General features: G+C 41.1%; 15 protein-coding genes and 1 other annotated feature. Of the genes, 4 read left to right on the top strand and 11 right to left on the bottom strand.

From position 1 onward, the window contains the following. Positions 1 to 82 precede the first annotated feature (82 nt). From LQ203_RS00520 to ezrA, 5 genes are all read right to left on the bottom strand, one after another. Positions 83 to 1666: an acyl--CoA ligase gene (locus tag LQ203_RS00520; protein WP_230154632.1), complete on the bottom strand. Its 1584-nt coding sequence runs from the start codon at positions 1664 to 1666 to the stop codon at positions 83 to 85. Positions 1667 to 1800: 134 nt separating this feature from the next. Beyond that, positions 1801 to 2007 (bottom strand): alpha/beta-type small acid-soluble spore protein, encoded by a 207-nt coding sequence (locus LQ203_RS00515; protein ID WP_034309203.1) that lies wholly within the window; start codon positions 2005 to 2007, stop codon positions 1801 to 1803. Between the two features lie 81 nt (positions 2008 to 2088). Further along, entirely contained in the window at positions 2089 to 3300 is a 1212-nt protein-coding gene (gene thiI, locus LQ203_RS00510; RefSeq protein ID WP_230154629.1) for a tRNA uracil 4-sulfurtransferase ThiI, read from the bottom strand. Further along, positions 3297 to 4445: a cysteine desulfurase family protein gene (locus LQ203_RS00505; RefSeq protein ID WP_230154627.1), complete on the bottom strand. Its 1149-nt coding sequence runs from the start codon at positions 4443 to 4445 to the stop codon at positions 3297 to 3299. Before LQ203_RS00505 ends, thiI begins: the two co-directional genes overlap by 4 nt. Before the next feature lie 229 nt (positions 4446 to 4674). Beyond that, positions 4675 to 6369 carry a septation ring formation regulator EzrA gene (ezrA, locus tag LQ203_RS00500; RefSeq protein WP_230154624.1) on the bottom strand — a complete coding sequence of 565 codons (1695 nt, stop codon included), beginning with the start codon at positions 6367 to 6369 and terminating at the stop codon, positions 4675 to 4677. A gap of 168 nt (positions 6370 to 6537) precedes the next feature. Between ezrA and hisJ the strand changes: the two genes are divergently transcribed. After that, positions 6538 to 7341 carry a histidinol-phosphatase HisJ gene (gene hisJ / locus LQ203_RS00495; protein WP_230154623.1) on the top strand — a complete coding sequence of 268 codons (804 nt, stop codon included), beginning with the start codon at positions 6538 to 6540 and terminating at the stop codon, positions 7339 to 7341. Between the two features lies 1 nt (position 7342). On the opposite strand, the gene refZ is transcribed toward hisJ, so the two are convergent. Next, the gene (refZ, locus tag LQ203_RS00490) at positions 7343 to 7999 is read right to left on the bottom strand and encodes a forespore capture DNA-binding protein RefZ (RefSeq protein ID WP_230154621.1); all 657 of its coding nucleotides are present in this window, start codon (positions 7997 to 7999) and stop codon (positions 7343 to 7345) included. Between the two features lie 154 nt (positions 8000 to 8153). On the opposite strand from refZ, the gene LQ203_RS00485 reads away from it, so the two are divergent. Next, positions 8154 to 8633 (top strand): GAF domain-containing protein, encoded by a 480-nt coding sequence (locus LQ203_RS00485; protein ID WP_290370498.1) that lies wholly within the window; start codon positions 8154 to 8156, stop codon positions 8631 to 8633. On the opposite strand, the gene LQ203_RS00480 is transcribed toward LQ203_RS00485, so the two are convergent. Then, the gene (locus tag LQ203_RS00480) at positions 8628 to 8837 is read right to left on the bottom strand and encodes a diguanylate cyclase (protein WP_230154618.1); all 210 of its coding nucleotides are present in this window, start codon (positions 8835 to 8837) and stop codon (positions 8628 to 8630) included. The two genes, LQ203_RS00485 and LQ203_RS00480, sit on opposite strands and share 6 nt — an antisense overlap. 276 nt (positions 8838 to 9113) lie before the next feature. Between LQ203_RS00480 and rpsD the strand changes: the two genes are divergently transcribed. Further along, entirely contained in the window at positions 9114 to 9716 is a 603-nt protein-coding gene (gene rpsD, locus LQ203_RS00475) for a 30S ribosomal protein S4 (RefSeq protein WP_057911405.1), read from the top strand. Between the two features lie 298 nt (positions 9717 to 10014). On the opposite strand, the gene LQ203_RS00470 is transcribed toward rpsD, so the two are convergent. From LQ203_RS00470 to tyrS, 3 genes are all read right to left on the bottom strand, one after another. Further along, a complete protein-coding gene (locus LQ203_RS00470) occupies positions 10015 to 10245 on the bottom strand; it encodes a hypothetical protein (protein ID WP_230154609.1) in 231 nt (76 codons plus the stop codon). 15 nt (positions 10246 to 10260) lie between these two features. Beyond that, a complete protein-coding gene (locus LQ203_RS00465; RefSeq protein WP_230154607.1) occupies positions 10261 to 10815 on the bottom strand; it encodes a hypothetical protein in 555 nt (184 codons plus the stop codon). 1471 nt (positions 10816 to 12286) lie between these two features. Next, complete coding sequence (gene tyrS / locus LQ203_RS00460; protein WP_230154605.1) at positions 12287 to 13543, bottom strand: tyrosine--tRNA ligase; 1257 nt, start codon at positions 13541 to 13543, stop codon at positions 12287 to 12289. Between the two features lie 68 nt (positions 13544 to 13611). After that, positions 13612 to 13828, bottom strand: a binding site (T-box leader). A gap of 149 nt (positions 13829 to 13977) precedes the next feature. On the opposite strand from tyrS, the gene LQ203_RS00455 reads away from it, so the two are divergent. Next, positions 13978 to 17013, top strand: a complete 3036-nt coding sequence (locus LQ203_RS00455) for a transglycosylase domain-containing protein (RefSeq protein WP_230154603.1) — start codon at positions 13978 to 13980, stop codon at positions 17011 to 17013. Positions 17014 to 17171: 158 nt separating this feature from the next. Here the strand turns inward: LQ203_RS00455 and acsA are convergent, their stop codons facing one another. Beyond that, a complete protein-coding gene (gene acsA, locus LQ203_RS00450; protein WP_230154600.1) occupies positions 17172 to 18890 on the bottom strand; it encodes an acetate--CoA ligase in 1719 nt (572 codons plus the stop codon). Between the last annotated feature and the right edge of the window lie 268 nt (positions 18891 to 19158).

Raw genomic sequence — 19158 nt, 5'->3', positions numbered from 1 at the left:
ATTCACATATTTATGCTTTTATGCAAGCCCCTTGTTATATAAAAAAAACGCCAGCCTTGGGGGCTGACGGTAATGCTTTCGATCAATTGTTAAGGAGTGCTTCTTCCCTTTTCCGTAAATCCACCCGTTTGATTTTACCGGATGTTGTTTTGGGAAGCTCTTCTAAAAATTCGATTTTCCTTGGATATTTATATGGAGCCGTCAATTCTTTTACGTGCAATTGGAGGGTCTTGATCAAGTCCTGGCTTGATGGATCGATATCATCCATTAAGACAACATACGCCTTAACCACATTGCCCCTTATTTCATCAGGGCTGGCTATAACGGCACACTCTTTCACATATGGATGCTTAACGAGTGCATCTTCCACTTCAAACGGTCCAATGGTATACCCTGAGCTGATGATGATATCATCAGAACGACCTTCAAACCAGAAATAACCATCTTCATCCTTTTTCGCCTGATCGCCGGTGACATAATAATCACCGCGGAATTGCTTCGATGTCCGCTCGGGATCTTTAAAGTATTCTTTAAAGAGAGCAGGCGTATCGACGTGCACGGCAATGTCCCCCACTACACCAGGAGAGCAAGGATTGCCGGAATCATCAATGATTTCAACATGGTTGCCTGGAGTCGGTTTGCCCATGGAGCCCAGCTTAATTTCCATGCCTTTTGTGACACCTACCAAAAGGGTATTTTCGGTTTGTCCATATCCATCGCGGACTTCGATATGGAAATGATTTTTAAACACCTCGAACACTTTTTGATTTAATGGCTCGCCCGCTGATACAGCACTATGAAGATGGGATAAATCATAGTCATCAAGGTTATCCACCTTGGCCATCAATCGGTACTCAGTTGGTGTACAGCATAACGCATTCACTTTATAATCCTGCAGAAGCTGAAGATATTTCTTGGCCTCGAACTTCCCATTATAGGCAAGACCGGTTGCTCCCGTTCCAAGAACAGCCAAGAACGGACTCCAGATCCACTTTTGCCACCCCGGACCTGCCGTTGCCCAAACCACATCCCCTTCACTGATGCCCAGCCAGTTTGCAGCAGACGTTTTCAAATGGGCATAAGCCCAGCCATGTGTATGGACGACCCCTTTTGGGTTTCCTGTCGTTCCGGAAGTATAAGATAAGAATGCCATATCCTCACTCTTCGTGGCGGCCATGGACAGCTGATCCGATTCCGCATCGGCAAGCTCATTCAAATCAAGCCAATTTTCCATTCGTTTTCCGATCGAGAATTTCAGAAGGCTTGCCGCCCCCTCTACTTCATCCAATTCATGTGTATATTCATGATAACTGATTATCCCTTTAACATCACCGTGATTAATACGATACTGCAAGTCCTTTGCCCGAAGCATCTCGGAGCATGGAATGACAATCATGCCTATTTTCAATGCGGCTAAATAAACCTGATAAGCTTCCACTAGACGAGGAATGATGATCAGGACCGTATCCCCTTTTCCCAGTCCTTTTTTCTTGAAGGCATTTCCGATTTTATTTGCACTTTTTAATAAATTTTCATATGTAAGTTGCTTTTTATCTCCGGATTCGTTCTCCCAAAGTACCGCAACCTTTTCTGGATTTTTTGCAAAACGTTCCATTTCACTCACTAAGTTGTAATGTTCCGGAGCTAATAAATCTTCACGCTTCATTTTCTTCCCCTCCAATTATGAACTCTTAGTACCTACTCATTATACAAGATACTTCTCTAATATTTCTATGTATTTTTACAAATAAATAAAGAGAGCAGGTTATAAACCTGCTCTCTGTAGCCATATTTATTAAATTAACGGTTAAATCCTCCGCCTAATTGTTGTTCAGCCATTTGAACAAGGCGTTTTGTGATTTCTCCACCAACTGAACCGTTAGCGCGAGATGTTGTATCGGCACCAAGTTGTACGCCGAATTCTGTTGCAATTTCGTATTTCATTTGTTGTAGAGCTTGTTCTACTCCAGGTACCAATAATTCGTTTGAGCTGTTGTTGTTTGCCATGTGTTTTTCACCTCCTTGTGATTATAGAATGTGTTAAAACACATGGCTTCATTCGCAAAATTTTATTGGTAATTACAGGAATTAAAATAAGTCATCCATAGCCTCATCTTTATTGAATGTATGTCCCGGTCTAACCGTCAATATTTCGGTATCGGAAACCGCTTTTTCAATCAATGATTCAAAGTCGACGAAGCTTTCATAGAAATTGACTTTTTCACGTTTTGGTTTCGTTTTTGGGCTTGCCGGCGTAAAGACCGTACAACAATCTTCGTACGGCAGATTGGATATTTCAAAAGTATCAAGCTCTCTGGCAATTTTGATGATTTCCGTTTTATCCATGGTGATCAATGGACGCAGGATCGGTGTATTCGTCACTTCATTGATGGCAAACATGCTGCTCATCGTCTGGCTCGCTACCTGTCCAAGGCTTTCGCCTGTAATGAGTGCCATCGCTTCTTCTTTTTCACGGATTCGATCGGCGACTCTCATCATCAAACGACGAGTTGTCGTCATGGAGTAGTTTTCCGGAATCTGTTTTTGAATCAGTAATTGAATTTCCGTAAATGGAACAATATGCACTTTCATGCTTCCATTTATTTCAGCAAGCTTGCCCGCCAGATCAATGACCTTTTGACGAGAACGCTCACTTGTGAAGGGAGGGCTGTAAAAATGGATCGCTTCTACGTCCAATCCGCGTTTCATTGAAAGGAACCCCGCAACAGGGCTATCAATCCCGCCAGAAAGCATCAGCATTGCCTTTCCGCTCGATCCGAATGGAAGCCCGCCTGCCCCCTGGATGATTTCACCCGTCAAATACACGGCTTCGCGTCTCACTTCAACCAACAGGTTCAAATCCGGGTTCTTTACATCCACTTTTAAATCTTCCGTATTTCGAAGCAAATGACCGCCGAGTGCCCTGTTAATTTCATCGGTATTATATGGGAAATCCTTATCCGCGCGTTTTGTCGTGATTTTAAACGTGCTTACATCTTCAAGCGTGTGATTAAGGTAATATAACGCTGCCGTTTTCATCACTTCTAAATCACGCTCGATTTTTATCGCAGGGCTTAAAGACTGAATCCCAAAAATACCTTTCAATCGGTCTATGACAGGCTTATGATCCACCCCATTCAAAAGAACGTACATCCGCTCCCGGTTGGCTGTAAGGACTACGCCTTCAATATCCTTTAAACTCCAGCGGATATGTGCCTTCATTTTGTCAACAAAGCCTTTGCGGTTTCTTTTTTTCGTGGAGATCTCTCCATAACGAATAATTATATGATCGAATTTCATTTAGCAACCCTCATTATTTTTTCTAATTTAGCGACTATTTTCTGTATCGCCGCCAGAACTTGCTTCGCTTCTTCCATCTCATTCCCATAGGTAGTACTGATCCGGATGACACTCTCGGAACGGGCTTGATTATGGAACATCGCATCCACCGTTTTGCTTACCGTCCTTTTTTTCGAAGAACATGCACTTGTCGTCGAAACATATATTCCATCCGATTCAAGAGCATGCAGCAATACCTCTGATTTGAGTCCCGGAACGGAAAAATTCAAAATATGGGCTGCACCTTCCTCAGGAGTGTTAACCATCACCCCGTCCATTTCGTTCAACCCTTTATATAAATATTGTTTGATTTGCTGCAGCTTATCATGATACAGCAATTGATTGTTCATACTAATACGAAAAGCTTTCGAAAGAGAGACGATTCCCGCGACATTTTCGGTGCCGCTTCTGAGTTTCGTTTCTTGATTTCCACCGTGGAATAGCGGATCGATCCGAACGCCTTCACGAATATAAAGGATGCCTGTCCCTTTCAAGCCGTGTACCTTGTGTCCTGAAATTGTACATAAATCCACATTTGCATCACGTAATGATAATGAAACTTTGCCTGCCCCCTGCACATTATCTACATGAAAGAGCACGTGTGGATATTGCTTTAACACTTTTCCTATTTCAACTACTGGTTGTATGGAGCCAACCTCATTATTAACATGCATGACGGACACTAAAACGGTATCTTCCCTCATTGCATTCTTAAGATCAGTTAATTCAATTTGCCCAAATTCGTTAACAGGCAGATATGTGATTTCATAACCCATTTTCGTCAATGATTCGCATGCATCTTCAACGGAAGGATGTTCAATCGCTGTCGTGATGATGTGTTTGCCCCGATTTCCCTGAGAATGGGCGGCTCCTTTAATGGCAAGATTATTCCCTTCCGTTCCTCCGGATGTGAAATATATTTCCGAGCTCTTCACCTTTAATAAATCTGCGATCTGCTTTCTCGCAGCAGAAAGAAGCTTTTCGGATTGTACGCCAAGTCCGTGCAGTGAAGAAGGGTTGCCAAAATAATCCGAAGAAACCTTTACGAACGATTCGATTACTTCGGGATATGGTTTTGTTGTTGCGCTATTGTCAAAATAAATCATGGTTTCACCTTCCATGTTTTGTATCTATGATGGTCTCTCTTTTAAATATCGCTTCAAATGTTGCTGTTGCAACTTCTAATATTAACATAATTGAATTTGAAAGAGAATGTAAAACACTGGTCTTGTAAGAAAGGAGTCTTGCATACTCATCACTCCCCACCCACTCAAATATATTGGCAGAAAACTAATTTAGGGTCCGGAAAAAGAAAAAACCCGCCGTGGCGGGTTTTCAGGAAAGAACCTCTTCTACGTTCGCTCCAATTTTCCTTAAACTTCCTGGGTCGACCTTTTCAATGGCCGTGGCTGCCGTTTCCAGTGCAGCTTGATATTCATAGCTGCGAAATTTCGCTTCCGCTTCCCTTAGGCTATCGGCCACTGTTTCGTGACTGCTGCGATAACGATTGCCGAATTGAATCACTTTTTCGGCCAAATACATATGTTCGATCAATTCTTGTGCTTTTTCGTGGACCTTATTCACCTGTTGAACTGCTTTTTCTAAATAAATATAAACAACTGCCATGTCAAGCGGCTTTTCTTCAAGTTTACTTTGAACGTCATCCGTGCTCTCCTTGGCATCAGATAGCACCACTTTATACTCTTCAGGGAGACCAGGAATATTGCTTTTGGCAATTAAACGGCCTGTATCAACCATTTTGCGTTTCAATTCGGCCAGTGAATCCCTGGCATCCATTTCATCTTTCCTTAAAGCCTGGATTTTAACGGCAAAGTCTTTCTGATTTTCCTGTAATTCTTTCAACTGCACTGCCAGTCCTTGCATCTCTTCGCTGATTAGCGAGCTTGCCATCACATTGTCCTCCATCTTCAAGACGAGCAATTGATGGCGTTTCGAAATCTGGGCAATTTGCTTTTCCATTTTCCTTTGTGCATCCAGCTCATTTTCTGTTAGATGATAGGTGTGTTGAACATGTATCGTTTCAACTTTGAGTTTATCACTTTCATATTCAAGGTCACTAATCGTTTTCCTGAGCACTTCATCATTTTTCAAGATATACTGTTTTGAAAGCACTTCTTTCTCCAGTAGGTCATAAAGCACGTCAATGCTTTCGCGCATATCTTTAATGCCTTTATCAACAGCTTCCGTTTCGGCATTTTCCAATTGTGTTTTATATAAATCCAGTTCTTCTTCAAGCCTGGATATCTCCTGTTCGAATTGGATATGGCTTAAATGATACCCCTGTCCTGACATCTCCTCATACCCATCCTTTAATTCATGAAGTTGGGAATGCAGCTCGGATTGACTATCAACCAATAATTTTGGAAGCAGCTCCATTTTAACCGCCAATGCTGCTAGTTTTTCCTTTATGGATAGTACAAGCTCCCTAGCATTTAAATAATTTCCGTTCACAGTCTCTTCTTCATACTTCTGCAGGATTTGCACTACTTCATCCAAGGAGTTTTCGAGCTTATCAGCGGCTTTTCCATAATTATGTCTGTGTGCAAGCAATGATTTCTTCAATTGGCGGTAGGATTCTTTAATATCCTCGATTTCCAAGCGATTCTTTTCCTCACTGCCTACTAGTTCATTCAGTTCATATAGAATCTTTTTGATCATTTCTTCGATTTCATTAAGCTTGACTGTAATTTTGCGCTGCTCCTCTTTTGATCGGCTGAAACGGTATTTATCGACAAACTCCTCGGCATCGAATAAAAGCTCTTCGACTTCCGGCATATGGTCCGTAATGATAGCGTCCCATTCAATGCGCCAGTTTTCGAACATTACTTCTGTTTCACCTGTCATGTTCAATTGTTTGACTTTAGAAAGCTCTTCTAGCACGGGGCGGTGCATGATGCTAATTTTCCAGGATTCCAGTCGATCGATTTCTTTAAAATATCTTTTTTTGAAAAAATAACCCCAAATGATGAAAATCAAAATTAATACAATTACCCCAATTATGTAATCCATGGTAAGCCCCCTGTTCTAGTCCTTACAGTCTTGCTCTATTATATATCAATTTTAAAAATGTTAAATTTAATGCTTTTATGATACCATGTTAGCAATAATTTTTGATGAGAAAATTGAATTATTTGTAGAAAATTGCTACAAATACCTGTTTTTTGGGAGGGAATGGCCATGAAAGCTGACAGTCACGTGCATACTCCGTTTTGCCCTCACGGCTCTATGGATGAATTCGATGAATATATTACGCGGGGAATCGAGCTAGGATTAAAGGAAATCACATTTACGGAGCATGCTCCTTTGCCACGAGATTTTCAAGATCCTACACCTGAAAAAGACAGCGGTATGGACGCTGCCCTGCTCCTGGATTACTTTCAAGAGCTCCGCGTACTGAAAGAACGTTATAAAGACAAAATCTTGATCAAAAGTGGTCTTGAGGTTGACTTTATAGAGGGTTATGAAAAAGAAACAAAAGAATTTCTCGATGACATCGGAGAATTCCTTGATGATAGCATACTTTCCGTCCACTTCATCAAGCATCAAAATAGTTGGCATTGCATTGACTTCAGTGAAAATGAATTTGGTGCGATTGCTAATGAACTAGGATCTGTCGAGGCGATATACGCCAAATATTACGATACTTTAGAGCAATCAATCAAAGCAGATTTAGGCATTTATAAGCCTAAGCGGATTGGGCATATTACCCTTGTCCATAAATTCCAGCTTCGATATCCGCCAGCATTAAGTTTTGACGAGCGTGTTTACAAAGTGTTGGACATGATCAATGTAAATAAATATGAACTTGATTATAATGGAGCTGGGCTTGTAAAACCTCTATGCGGTGAGCCTTATCCTCCAGAACGATTCGCTAGACGTGCCCGTGATCTAGGAATTCCGCTTATTTATGGTTCAGATGCCCATCAGGCTAAAGATTTGGGTCAGGGCTATCGGGCATTGATTGCAGAGTTCAATGGATAACTCATGTATACACTTTTGGCACACCAGCCAGCAGCGGCTGTCGGTCTTCGGCATTGAAAAGTGTATCTTGCAGAAAACGTCCGACCTCATTAGCATATATATTCGTGTAATAGGCTTCCTGCGGGAACACATGAAGAACATCCATCGCATAATGGGTATGCAGGACAGGAGCCGTTAGCAGGCCCTTCAACTGGAGCATATACATGGGAATCGAGACCGGCTGGAAACTCCTGCTTTTAATCCCTTGTTCCAAAACATATTGAAAATAAGACTTTTCCTTTGTAAAATAAGTCGAATGAATTTCCCGGTTTAAATTGGAATCCAGTGAAGATTCCCCATATATGAACCGTGCGGCCAGGAAGTTTTCCCTCTGGAAAGTGAGAATATCCTTTACTAGATTCATCAAGCATTGCTGCGGGCCTTTAAGGTCCAACAGCGTCATGTTCGTCTCAAGGACCAGGATATACTCTTCTAAATAGGAAGTGAAACAGAATTCCAGCAATCCCTGCTTATTTTTAAAATAGTAGGCAATATTGGCTGCGTTCACTTTCGCTTTATTCGCAATATCCCTTATGGATGTAGCATGATAGCCCTTTAAATGAAATAAGTGTAACGCAGCTTCCACAATGGCTTGTTTCGTTGGCGTCTGGCGATTCATTTAGGCAATCCCTCGCTTTCTTTGAGACAAGTCTTGTGGACTATTTCTGCACGGAATAGAGAGAATCCTTTAGTAAGTTCTCGACAATTTCCCAACAATCAAGCAACATGACTGGAAAGTGCTGTAAAAATATGAGGAAGACAGGTGAACGCTTTTGTTTAATGTCGAAATGTATCAAGGAAAAAAAGAAAAAAACTATGACCTTGTCCAAAAACAACTTTTTGCTTTAATTGAAGATGAAACGAACCGGATAGCTAATTTAAGCAATGCGGCAGCATTACTGAATCTGTTTCTCGATGAGATTAACTGGGTCGGCTTCTATTTATACGAAGAAGACCAATTAATATTAGGACCCTTTCAGGGCCTTCCAGCCTGTGTCCGCATTCCAATGGGTAGGGGCGTATGTGGGACTTCAGCAGCCACTGAAAAAACGCTGCGCATCGAGGACGTCCACCAATTCCCTGGACATATTGCCTGTGATGCAGCATCGCGATCTGAAATTGTCATACCGCTCATGAAGGATGGCAAATTGATCGGTGTGCTCGATATCGACAGCCCGATCACGAACCGATTTGACGAAATGGATCAACAAGGACTTGAAAAGTTCGCTGAAATCCTTTCCAGCCGTCTATAAAGTGAAAGGGAGCGGCAACACATGCCTGCTCCCTTTTCCATTATCGTATTCCATGTGCATGTACCCGGTCATCCCCGAATTCTTCGCCAAATATAAAGCTTCATCGGCCCTTTTAACAACCTCTTTGACATTATCCCATTGCCCTTTTACCCAATGGGACACGCCTGCCGAAATCGTCACCCCTGGATTAGAAAGATCTCTCACTTTATCCTTTGCTTCGATACAGTTTCCCCCTCTTCTTTTAATTAATAGCCAACTGTCCTTGACTCATTGAACAGAATATTATACAATACTCCTTGTGTAAAATATTGCAGCCTATGTGACAGCTTTTATGTTCTCATTTTGTTCCTCCAACCAGAGGTGTATCTCGTAACTCTCTGCTGCTAGGGCGAAGGTACATGAAAACAAAATGGTCATGATCGTTCATTCACACGGTTTTTATTTTACCAAAATAAAAACATTTAAAGGAGGAGTCATCCTATGGCTCGTTATACTGGCCCAAGCTGGAAACTATCCCGTCGTTTAGGAATTTCCCTAACAGGTACTGGTAAAGAATTAGAAAAACGCCCTTATGCTCCAGGACAACATGGTCCTAACCAACGTAGAAAAATTTCTGAATACGGAATGCAACTACAAGAGAAACAAAAACTTCGTCACATGTACGGAATCACTGAACGTCAATTCCGTTCAATGTTCGACCGTGCTGGCAAACTAAAAGGTGTTCATGGTGAAAACTTCATGGTTCTTCTTGAATCACGTCTTGATAACCTAGTTTACCGTCTTGGTTTAGCTCGTACACGTCGTCAAGCACGTCAACTTGTTAACCACGGTCACATCATTGTAGACGGACGTCGCGTAGACATCCCTTCTTACAAAGTGTCTCTTGGACAAACAATCGCAGTTCGTGAAAAATCACGCAACTTCTCAATCATCAAAGAATCAGTTGAAGCAACTAACTTCGTACCTGATTTCCTTACATTTGATGCTGAGAAATTAGAAGGTACTTTCACTCGTTTACCAGAACGTTCTGAATTGCCTGCTGAAATTAACGAAGCGCTTATCGTTGAGTTCTACTCTCGTTAATACTTTGTTAACAGCTATTTTAAAAACCCTCGAAACATTGAAATCAATGTTTCGAGGGTTTTTTCTTTTTCTCCTGATTTGTAGAATGTTGTATAATAACCTATTTTTTTACGTTCTCTTGAAATTAGGGGACGTTTTTTTTAGAGATCAGAGAAGACATGGCTCAGAAGTGTCAAAAAATGCGGTTACGCACAATAAAAGGGATTGTTAAAAGTATAGGTATAAAAAGTGAAATAAAAATCAATACAAAAAACAAGAAAAACCCTCATCGACCGAGAGGGCTTGAATTACTATTAGACTAGTTTTTTTTATCCACATCACTCTTGATGTAAAATATTAGCAATACAACATTAACAAATACTACGCCTGCTAAAGAAAAAATCCCTTGCAATAAATATCTAATATTATAAAAAGCTTCCGTTCTATCTTCTTTTGCCAAAGGATATATTGATTCTAGCATACTAGGAATTTGAAAACTTCCAATAATTATAATTAGGATAAAAATTAAAATTATATGTTTTTTTTTCATTTAAACTTCCATCCTTTATTTATAGGTATATACTTTTTTATAAGATACACCATAAGCTTTTTTGGCGGTGCCTGTTCCTTGTTTAGTCCAACTAAAGGAATTCCATGGCATTTTATACACATCATATTTTTTAGTTTTATATACAGAATATGCTGTGAATTTTAATGATTTCACAATTTCCCCATTTACTTTACTCGGAACTTTAAATGTACCAGAAATTGTTATAGATGTAGTACCCGTAACACTCCATCCTATAGATGCTGATAGCGCAGCATTACTTGCACCAAAATTTGCACTAACTGTTGTAGCTACTGATTTTGTCTGACCAATATTTAATACTACTCCTGGACCACCAATAGAAGTGGCAAGACCGCTAGATCCTGTTACATCAGCACCCGCTTGTACATTTTGGACTTTATACTGATTAATTATAGCACGTGCGTTGGGACTAGCGCCTTTTTCGCTATCACTATTCTCTTCTAACAATGATTCATCAAGAACAATTAACTCATGTACATTTGAATCACTAAGATACTTATTAATAATGGAGTTTTGTTCACTAGCTGTCATAGTATTATCTACAGTTAATACTTTACTTTCTGTACTTTCTGTACTTTCGTCATTATAAATTGATTAAATTTTTCTCTTGAGCATGTCCCACACTCGGTAAGATTCCTCCTGCTAACATAACCACTGATAATAGCATAATCGTAAACCTTGAGAATTTCTTAAACATTTTGTCCCCCTTTAAGTTTTTATAGTACATATGCAATGTATTTCTAACTTTTTTTTGTATATATACTATTTTATTAACTTTTTATGGTACATATGTAATAGTATACTAAATATAAAAAAAGGGAAGTGGCAAATGAGAAATATTTGGAAAGTATCATACAATTACCATTTATAACTAGAAGACCTTTAAGAGTCTGATATAGAATTCTCATAAATATTTTATGCAAATAAATTACCAAAGAAATTTACATAGACCTTAAAGATACAGAATGGTGGAATGTGGTATACAACTCTTTAGCAGTTAGTTTGAATACTTAACTCTTTCGTAACAGGATGAATACACACAAAAAATCTACTCGTTGTGTAATCTAAATGTTATCAGTAAATGATATTCCATTTCATAATAAATGTTGTTTTCAAACTTTTTAATCTGAAATTCATCAAGGACAGGTTTTTTATTTCTGATCACCCACTTTAAGAATCTATTAATGGATATTTTTGCATTTTATGCCTTTTCGAGCGCTCGGTATAATCACCATAAGACAACCATTCGAGGGGGGCTATGGTATGGTTAAGAGTAGTTAATGGTCTGATTTCTGTCTTTTTTTTGATAATAGTACTCATACAAACATCTCTGTTCAAGAAAGAATTTAAAGAAGAAATTAATGATGATAGAAGTGTTTCAGAGAACTTTATAAAACGATGGGACCAGAGATCGAAAAAGGGAATTATTTTGGGTATTATTGCAATGGTTTTCGGTTTAATAGCCACCTTTTCATCATATTAAAAATGTTATTTAAAAGCATTATTTACATATTGTAAAGAAGAATTGGAAAAACAAAAATAGAGTGTTTTCCGCAAATCTTTTTAATATACAATGGAAGTTTTTAAACTTTTCCAGAAATCCTATTATTGATAGCCGTATTTTATTTTGTATCATTTATGGTGAAGAATACCAAAGACTGAAAGAAAATAATAACGTACCGTTCGGAATACTGCGGTTCAGTTTAAGTCTGACGCAGTTTTGTCTATCGTTCATATAGATTTACTAACCCTTGATGGGCTATTTCCCCATTCATATGCTTTTCCAACTTCTTGGCAGCTTCCATTGTTTCCATTGGCACATCCTGAGTCTTCTTTGAATCCATGAATCCAAGCTGATACTACGTCAAGAAAATAGACACAGGTTTTCTACCGCGCTTTTGCTTGGTGGCCTTCATGGTTCGGGACTCACACCCTATAGATTACACCCATGCCAGGCGCACGACATAACAAAGCCCGGCTGACTCAGCCGGGCTTTGTTAACTCATTTCACTAATGTGTATTTTTTCTTTCCGCGACGAACGAGGATGAACTCTCCCTCAATCTTAGCAGCTTCCGTCACTACAAATTGCAGATCAGTCACTTTCTCTCCATTAATGGAGATGGCTCCGTTTTGGATATCTTCACGGGCTTGGCGCTTCGATGGGGAGATTTTCGCTTCAACGATCAACTCGACCAAACCGATATCTTCCTTGCTTTCACGTTCGAAGCTAGGGACATCTTTAAAGCCCAACTTGATTTCCGCTGCACTTAAATTCTTCACCTCACCGCTGAATAGCGCGGCAGAGATTTTGATTGCCTGGTCAAGAGCTTCCTGACCATGAATCAAACGGGTCATCTCTTCTCCCAACGCTTTTTGCGCTTTGCGCAAATGTGGTTCAGACTGTACGGATTGCTCTAACTCTTCAATCGCTTCACGTGATAGGAATGTGAAGAATTTCAAGTATTTCACAACATCAGCATCGGCTGTATTAATCCAGAATTGGTAAAATTCATACGGGGTCGTCTTTTCCGGGTCAAGCCAGATCGCTCCGCCTTCCGTTTTACCGAATTTCGTTCCATCCGCTTTCGTTACGAGCGGGATCGTCATACCGAATGCTTTTGCATCCTCATCATTGGATTTCCGAATCATTTCAAGGCCTGTCGTAATATTGCCCCATTGATCACTTCCGCCAATTTGCAATTTACAGTTGTAATTGCTGTATAAATGCTCGAAATCAATCCCTTGTAGAATCGTATACGTGAATTCAGTGAAGGAAATCCCCGTTTCCAAGCGAGAAGAAACTGTATCTTTTGCCAAAATGTAGTTAATGCCGATATATTTTCCATAATCACGCAGAAACGTGACGAGATCAATTTTACCCAACCAGTCATAGTTATTAACCATGACTGCACCATTTTCGCCGTCGAATTCAAAAATGTGTGATAGCTGTCCTTTAATGCAGTCGGCATTATAAAGCACTTTTTCCAGCGTTTGCAGCTGGCGCTCCTCTTTTTTACCGCTTGGATCACCGATAAGCCCAGTCGCACCGCCTACTAACACAAGGGGACGGTGGCCGTGCTGCTGAAAACGGCGCAATGTCAAGAATGGCAGTAAATGTCCGATGTGCATGCTATCCGCAGTTGGATCTACACCACAGTATAAAGATATTTTCTCTTTTTCTAAAAGGTCTTTAAAGCCCTCTTCGTCCGTTTGTTGATAAATAATCCCTCTCCACTCGAGTTCCTTAAGCAAATCCATTTAATATTCCTCCTTCATCTCAGAAAAAAAAACCGCAAAAAGCACACAAAAACGCCCCTTCATAAATATGAAGGGACGAATAAATTCGCGGTACCACCCAACTTGAGGACATACTACGCCCTCCGCTCAAGACGAATAACGGTCGTCAACCGTTCACTGCTACTAATCATTTCACAGCAAATGCTCCAGGAAGTAATTCATCATACTATTTGTACCGATTTCCACTAACCACCGGCTCTCTAAAACAGGGATAGTCTGACTACTGGGTCCTATCATCGCGATCAATTCATCATTTTATTGTTGTTAATAAACTTTTATCATACATAAGATTGCTTGTCAACATCCCCCTTACAGATTATAGAAAAATAAGAAAGATGCCCTTTCCCCTACATGTTATATGCTATAATATATGTGATTTCAGGGGGTATGATACGATGAATAATAATCAACAAGATAGATTTCAAACAGTTTGGAAGCAGCTGACGCGTTTTTTCAAAAAAGAAAAGACACAAAAAAACGCGCGGGTTACATACCAAGTCATTTGGAATTTAACGCTGATCCTCATTATTGTTGGGATTCTAGGATTCTCATTCGCCGGCGGCGTCGGAGCCGGCTATTTCGCTGCCCTCGTCAAAGATGAGCCGGTACGCTCAAAAGAAGATTTAAAAAAAGACATCTACAATTATGAAGAGACCTCTGAGGTATACTTTTCTGATGACGTATACTTAGGCAAGCTCAAGAGTGACCTTGAACGTGAAGAAGTGTCCATCGATAAAGTTTCGGAGTATCTTAAAAATGCAGTCATTGCGACAGAAGATGAGTATTTTTACGAACATGACGGGGTTGTCCCGAAGGCCATCCTGCGTGCCATTTACCAGGAATTTTCAAATGCATCCGTCCAATCCGGAGGAAGCACTTTAACACAGCAGCTCATCAAAAACCAGGTCCTCACGAACGAAGTCTCATTTGACCGGAAAGCAAAAGAAATCCTGCTTGCACTCCGGGTGGAAAAGTTCTTTGAAAAGGAAGAGATTTTGGAAACCTACCTAAACGTCTCCACGTTGGGACGAAATTCTTCCGGTCGGAACATCGCTGGTGTCGAGTCGGCTGCTGAAGGTATTTTTGGTGTGGAGGCCAAAGATCTGACTCTGCCCCAATCCGCTTTTATTGCTGGATTGCCGCAAAGCCCTTTCGGTTATACACCATATACCCAGCAAGGAAAACTGAAAGAAAATCAAGAACCCGGCATCAACCGGATGAAAACCGTATTAAAACGAATGTATAGTAACGGATACATAACAAAAGAAGAATATGATAAAGCAAGCGCATACGACATAACAAAAGACTTTATCGGAAAAACGGAGATGCCATCAGAGAAGTATCCATGGCTCACGTATGAAATTGAAAAACGCTCCATTGAAATTCTATCCGTCAGTCTAGCAAAAGAAGATGGATACGAAGAGAAAGATTTAGAGAATGATGATTTAAAAGATCAATATGTAGCACTTGCTGATCGTAAGCTTCGTCAAAACGGCTATAAGATTTATACGACAGTCAATAAAAAGATCTATGACAAAATGCAGGAAGTAACGAAAAACTATCCAAATTTCGGATACGATAAAACGGCACAAGTCGTCGATCCGGATACGAAAGAAATGAAAACGGTGAGCGAGCCCGTGGAGGCGGGAGCCATTCTTATCGAAAATAAAACTGGGAAAATCATCAGTTTCGTAGGCGGCCGCGATTTCAAGCGGGAGCAGACGAACCATGCTACCGCATCACTGCGATCAAACGGATCAACGATGAAGCCGCTGGTGATATATGGTCCAGGCATCGAGCTAGGCAAGATCTCGCCTGGCAGCGTATCGGCCAACGTGCCAATTTCCATTCCAACAGGCGGTAAACCGTGGAGTCCAGGAAACTATGGCGGCGGCAGCTATACGGGAGTATCGACTGCCCGCGAGGCCCTGAAGAATTCCTACAATATCCCGGCAGCGCTCTTTTACAAGAAAATAATCAACTTGAGCCCCGCTTCGTATTTGGAGAAAATGGGCTTCTCCACCGTGACGAAAGCGGATTACTCCAACCTTGCCATGTCATTAGGTGCGATGCAAAAAGGTGTAACCGTTGAAGAAAACGTCAATGCGTTTGGCACATTTGCCAATTCAGGAGAATTCATCGATGCTTATATGATCGATAAAATCGTTTCGAAAGATGGCAAAGTCATCTATCAGCATAAAGTGAAACCAGTGGATGTTTTCTCTCCACAAGCCGCTTACCTGACCCTTGATATGATGCGTGATGTCGTAAACAGCGGTACGGCGGCCTCAGTCAGGAACCGCCTTGCTTTCTCAAGCGATTGGGCCGGTAAAACCGGTACTTCACAAAACTATTGGGACGCTTGGTTCGTTGCCACCAACCCTAATGTATCATTCGGGACATGGCTCGGTTATGACACACCGAAATCCTTGCAAGGGACTTATAATGGTCTAGAATATAATAAACGTAATATGTATTATTGGGCAGATCTGATCAATGCCGCATACAAAGTCGAACCGAAACTCGTCGACCCCGATAAGCGGTTTGAAATGCCGGGCGGGATTGTCAGCCGTTCCTTCTGTGGCGTTTCAGGACTGCTTCCGTCAAGTTCATGTCAAAAGGCAGGACTTGTCAAATCTGATTTATTCATCGCCAAATATGCTCCATCAAGGGCGGATAATAGTTTCATAGATGGACAATATGTATCAGTCGGCAGCAAACGATACGCGGCCCTTCCGCAAACACCTGGCGAATTCACAAGTGGCGGATTCATGCTGAATCCGGAGTCATTTGGAGACATCGGATTGCAATATGTGAATGATCCGGGTTCAGTGATTCCTGGAAGCGAAAAATCAGGTGGTGTTGTCGGGACGAAAGCGAAGCTGAATGATAATGGCAAAGCGCCTGATCCCCTCTCCATAACAATAAGTAACGAAAAGATTACATGGGGCTTGCATCATGAAGGAGATGTCGTCGGCTATCGCGTCTATAAAGACGGTAAAAAGGTAGCAAGCATCAATGCTGGAGAGAATCTTGTTTACAAAGTCAGCTCAGGCGGTTCCTATTACGTAACGGCTGTAGACATAGTCGGTAAGGAATCAGCCCCATCGCAACGTGTAGAAAGCGGTGCTAAGAAAACAAGTTCAAAAGAAGATTCCACAAAGAATAAAGATGATCGCGAAAAAGATCAAATAGCTGACAAAGATAAAAAACCAGACTCAAAAGAAGAGAATAGTACATCAGATAAAGAAAAAGAAGCAGATAAAGAAACAGATAAAAACAAAGAACAAGAGCAAAACAAAGATAAAGACAATACAGATAAAAAAGACCCAGAGACTGACAAAGATAAAGACACAGTCAATGATCAAGATAAAGACACAGTCAATGATCAAGATAAAGACACGGATAAAGCTGAAGAAGAGAAAGAATGACATTTTTCAAGTAAACAGGCTGTCGGGATATGACCCGGCAGCCTGTTTTTTATAACTTCTCCCTACTCGATTGGTAAATGTGCCCAATACTCAAAAAAGCATCCACGCAAATGTGCATGGATGCTTTTTTACCTTCTCTAAAAACATAGCTCAGCTTCTCAATCCTCCATCGATGATAAATCACCAGTTGGCAGATCCAGTTCCCAAGCTTTCAAGACACGGCGCATGATTTTACCGCTTCTTGTTTTAGGAAGTTTATCCCTGAATTCAATTTCACGTGGCGCCGCATGTGCTGCGAGACCCTGCTTTACAAATTGTCGAATTTCTTCTATCAGCTCATCGTTAGCATCGTAACCGTCACGGAGGGCGATGAACGCTTTGATAATTTCCCCCCGGATTGGATCCGGCTTCCCGATGACCCCCGCTTCAGCTACGGCTGGATGCTCGACCAACTTGCTTTCCACTTCGAAAGGTCCGACTCTTTCCCCTGCCGTCATGATGACATCATCCACCCGGCCTTGGAACCAGAAATAACCATCTTCATCCATATATGCGGAATCTCCGGAAACATACCAATCACCTGGCATAAAGTAAGATTCATATTTCGCTTCATTCTTCCAGACGGTCTTCATCATGGAAGGCCATCCTTTCTTGATGGCTAGGTTCCCCATTCTATGCGGTGGCAGCTCGTTGCCTTGATCATCCACTATTGCCGCTTTCACGCCAGGAATCGGTTTACCCATCGAACCCGGTTTGATTTCCAGGCAAGGATAATTGCATATGACCTGAGCTCCAGTCTCCGTCATCCACCATGTATCATGGATACGGTGATTGAATACCTTCATTCCCCAGCGCACCACTTCCGGATTCAACGGTTCACCTACACTTAAGACATGGCGGAGGGAGCTTAAATCGAACCGTTTAACGATTTCGTCGCCTGCGCCCATCAGCATCCTGAAGGCAGTCGGGGCACTATACCATACCGTTACACCAAAGTCTTCCAAGGTCTTGTACCAGGATTCAGGCTTGAATCTCCCGCCTACAATGACATTCGAGGTCCCTGTCAGCCATGGTCCAAAGATCCCGTAGGACGTCCCTGTCACCCACCCAGGGTCCGCTGTGCACCAATACACGTCCTCATCCTGTAAATCAAGGACCCATTTTGCCGTTTGATAATGCTGGATCATCGCATTATGAACATGTAGCACTCCTTTTGGATTTCCTGTGGAACCCGAGGTATAGTGAAGAATCAGACCGTCATTCCGATCCACCCATTCAATTTCGAATTTTTTGTCCGCTTCTTTCAATTTCTTATTGAAGTTATGATACTTTCCTTCTTCTTTTATATCTTCCCCCACCAAGAAAATATGCTTTAAATGGGGTAATTCATCAACCGGTACGCGCGGCAAAAGTTCAGGTGTCGTCACTAACACACTTGCCTCACTATCTTCAAGACGATCCCTTATTGCACCTTCCATGAATGCTTCGAACAACGGCCCTACGACCGCTCCCGTTTTAATCGCACCCAACAATGCAAAATAAAGCTCCGGGGAGCGAGGCATGAAGATGAAAACACGATCACCTTTTTCCACATTGGCAATGTTCTTGAACACATTTGCCGCTTGATTCGTATAATCCTTCATTTCCTTGAATGTATACTTTTCATTTCTTTTATCGTCTTTGTAATAAAGGGCTACTTTGTTCTTTTTGTATGTTTCTACATGGCGGTCAATGGCTTCATACGCAAGATTCACTTTACCGGTTTCAGACCAGGAGAATTCCTTCTCCGTCTCGGACCAGTCAAACTTCTTGTATTTTTCATCATAATTCTTTAAATTGAAATTACCTTCCACTACTGGCAACGCTTTCACATTCATACGACAAACTCCCCCTTTATTCGGCTCTATATTTTCATTATAGTATAAGAGGAGAATTATCTCAATTTTTTAAATATTCAACACTTCCATTTTAGGGAAATTCCTTCTTGCTGAATCTTGAATAATACAAGTTTATTGTTATAGTTAAGGTGAATTCATATTGATGGGCGGGAAAGAAGAAGCCCTGTAACAAAAGATTCATATATGCCTTGAACTTTCTGAATTATGCCCCTTGTTTTTATGTATAATTTATGTAAGCTTTCAATGC

The organism is Peribacillus sp. Bi96 (genome assembly GCF_918698115.1).
Taxonomy (GTDB): domain Bacteria; phylum Bacillota; class Bacilli; order Bacillales; family DSM-1321; genus Peribacillus.
This window is presented reverse-complemented; position numbering and strand designations above follow the sequence as displayed.

What these genes read in the sequence shown, in the direction of transcription:
- LQ203_RS00520 (WP_230154632.1), bottom strand. Translation starts at nt 1,666, where the DNA reads ATGAAGCGTGAAGATTTATTAGCTCCGGAACATTACAACTTAGTGAGT.
- LQ203_RS00515 (WP_034309203.1), bottom strand. Translation starts at nt 2,007, where the DNA reads ATGGCAAACAACAACAGCTCAAACGAATTATTGGTACCTGGAGTAGAA.
- thiI (WP_230154629.1), bottom strand. Translation starts at nt 3,300, where the DNA reads ATGAAATTCGATCATATAATTATTCGTTATGGAGAGATCTCCACGAAA.
- LQ203_RS00505 (WP_230154627.1), bottom strand. Translation starts at nt 4,445, where the DNA reads ATGATTTATTTTGACAATAGCGCAACAACAAAACCATATCCCGAAGTA.
- ezrA (WP_230154624.1), bottom strand. Translation starts at nt 6,369, where the DNA reads ATGGATTACATAATTGGGGTAATTGTATTAATTTTGATTTTCATCATT.
- hisJ (WP_230154623.1), top strand. Translation starts at nt 6,538, where the DNA reads ATGAAAGCTGACAGTCACGTGCATACTCCGTTTTGCCCTCACGGCTCT.
- refZ (WP_230154621.1), bottom strand. Translation starts at nt 7,999, where the DNA reads ATGAATCGCCAGACGCCAACGAAACAAGCCATTGTGGAAGCTGCGTTA.
- rpsD (WP_057911405.1), top strand. Translation starts at nt 9,114, where the DNA reads ATGGCTCGTTATACTGGCCCAAGCTGGAAACTATCCCGTCGTTTAGGA.
- LQ203_RS00470 (WP_230154609.1), bottom strand. Translation starts at nt 10,245, where the DNA reads ATGAAAAAAAAACATATAATTTTAATTTTTATCCTAATTATAATTATT.
- LQ203_RS00465 (WP_230154607.1), bottom strand. Translation starts at nt 10,815, where the DNA reads ATGACAGCTAGTGAACAAAACTCCATTATTAATAAGTATCTTAGTGAT.
- tyrS (WP_230154605.1), bottom strand. Translation starts at nt 13,543, where the DNA reads ATGGATTTGCTTAAGGAACTCGAGTGGAGAGGGATTATTTATCAACAA.
- LQ203_RS00455 (WP_230154603.1), top strand. Translation starts at nt 13,978, where the DNA reads ATGAATAATAATCAACAAGATAGATTTCAAACAGTTTGGAAGCAGCTG.
- acsA (WP_230154600.1), bottom strand. Translation starts at nt 18,890, where the DNA reads ATGAATGTGAAAGCGTTGCCAGTAGTGGAAGGTAATTTCAATTTAAAG.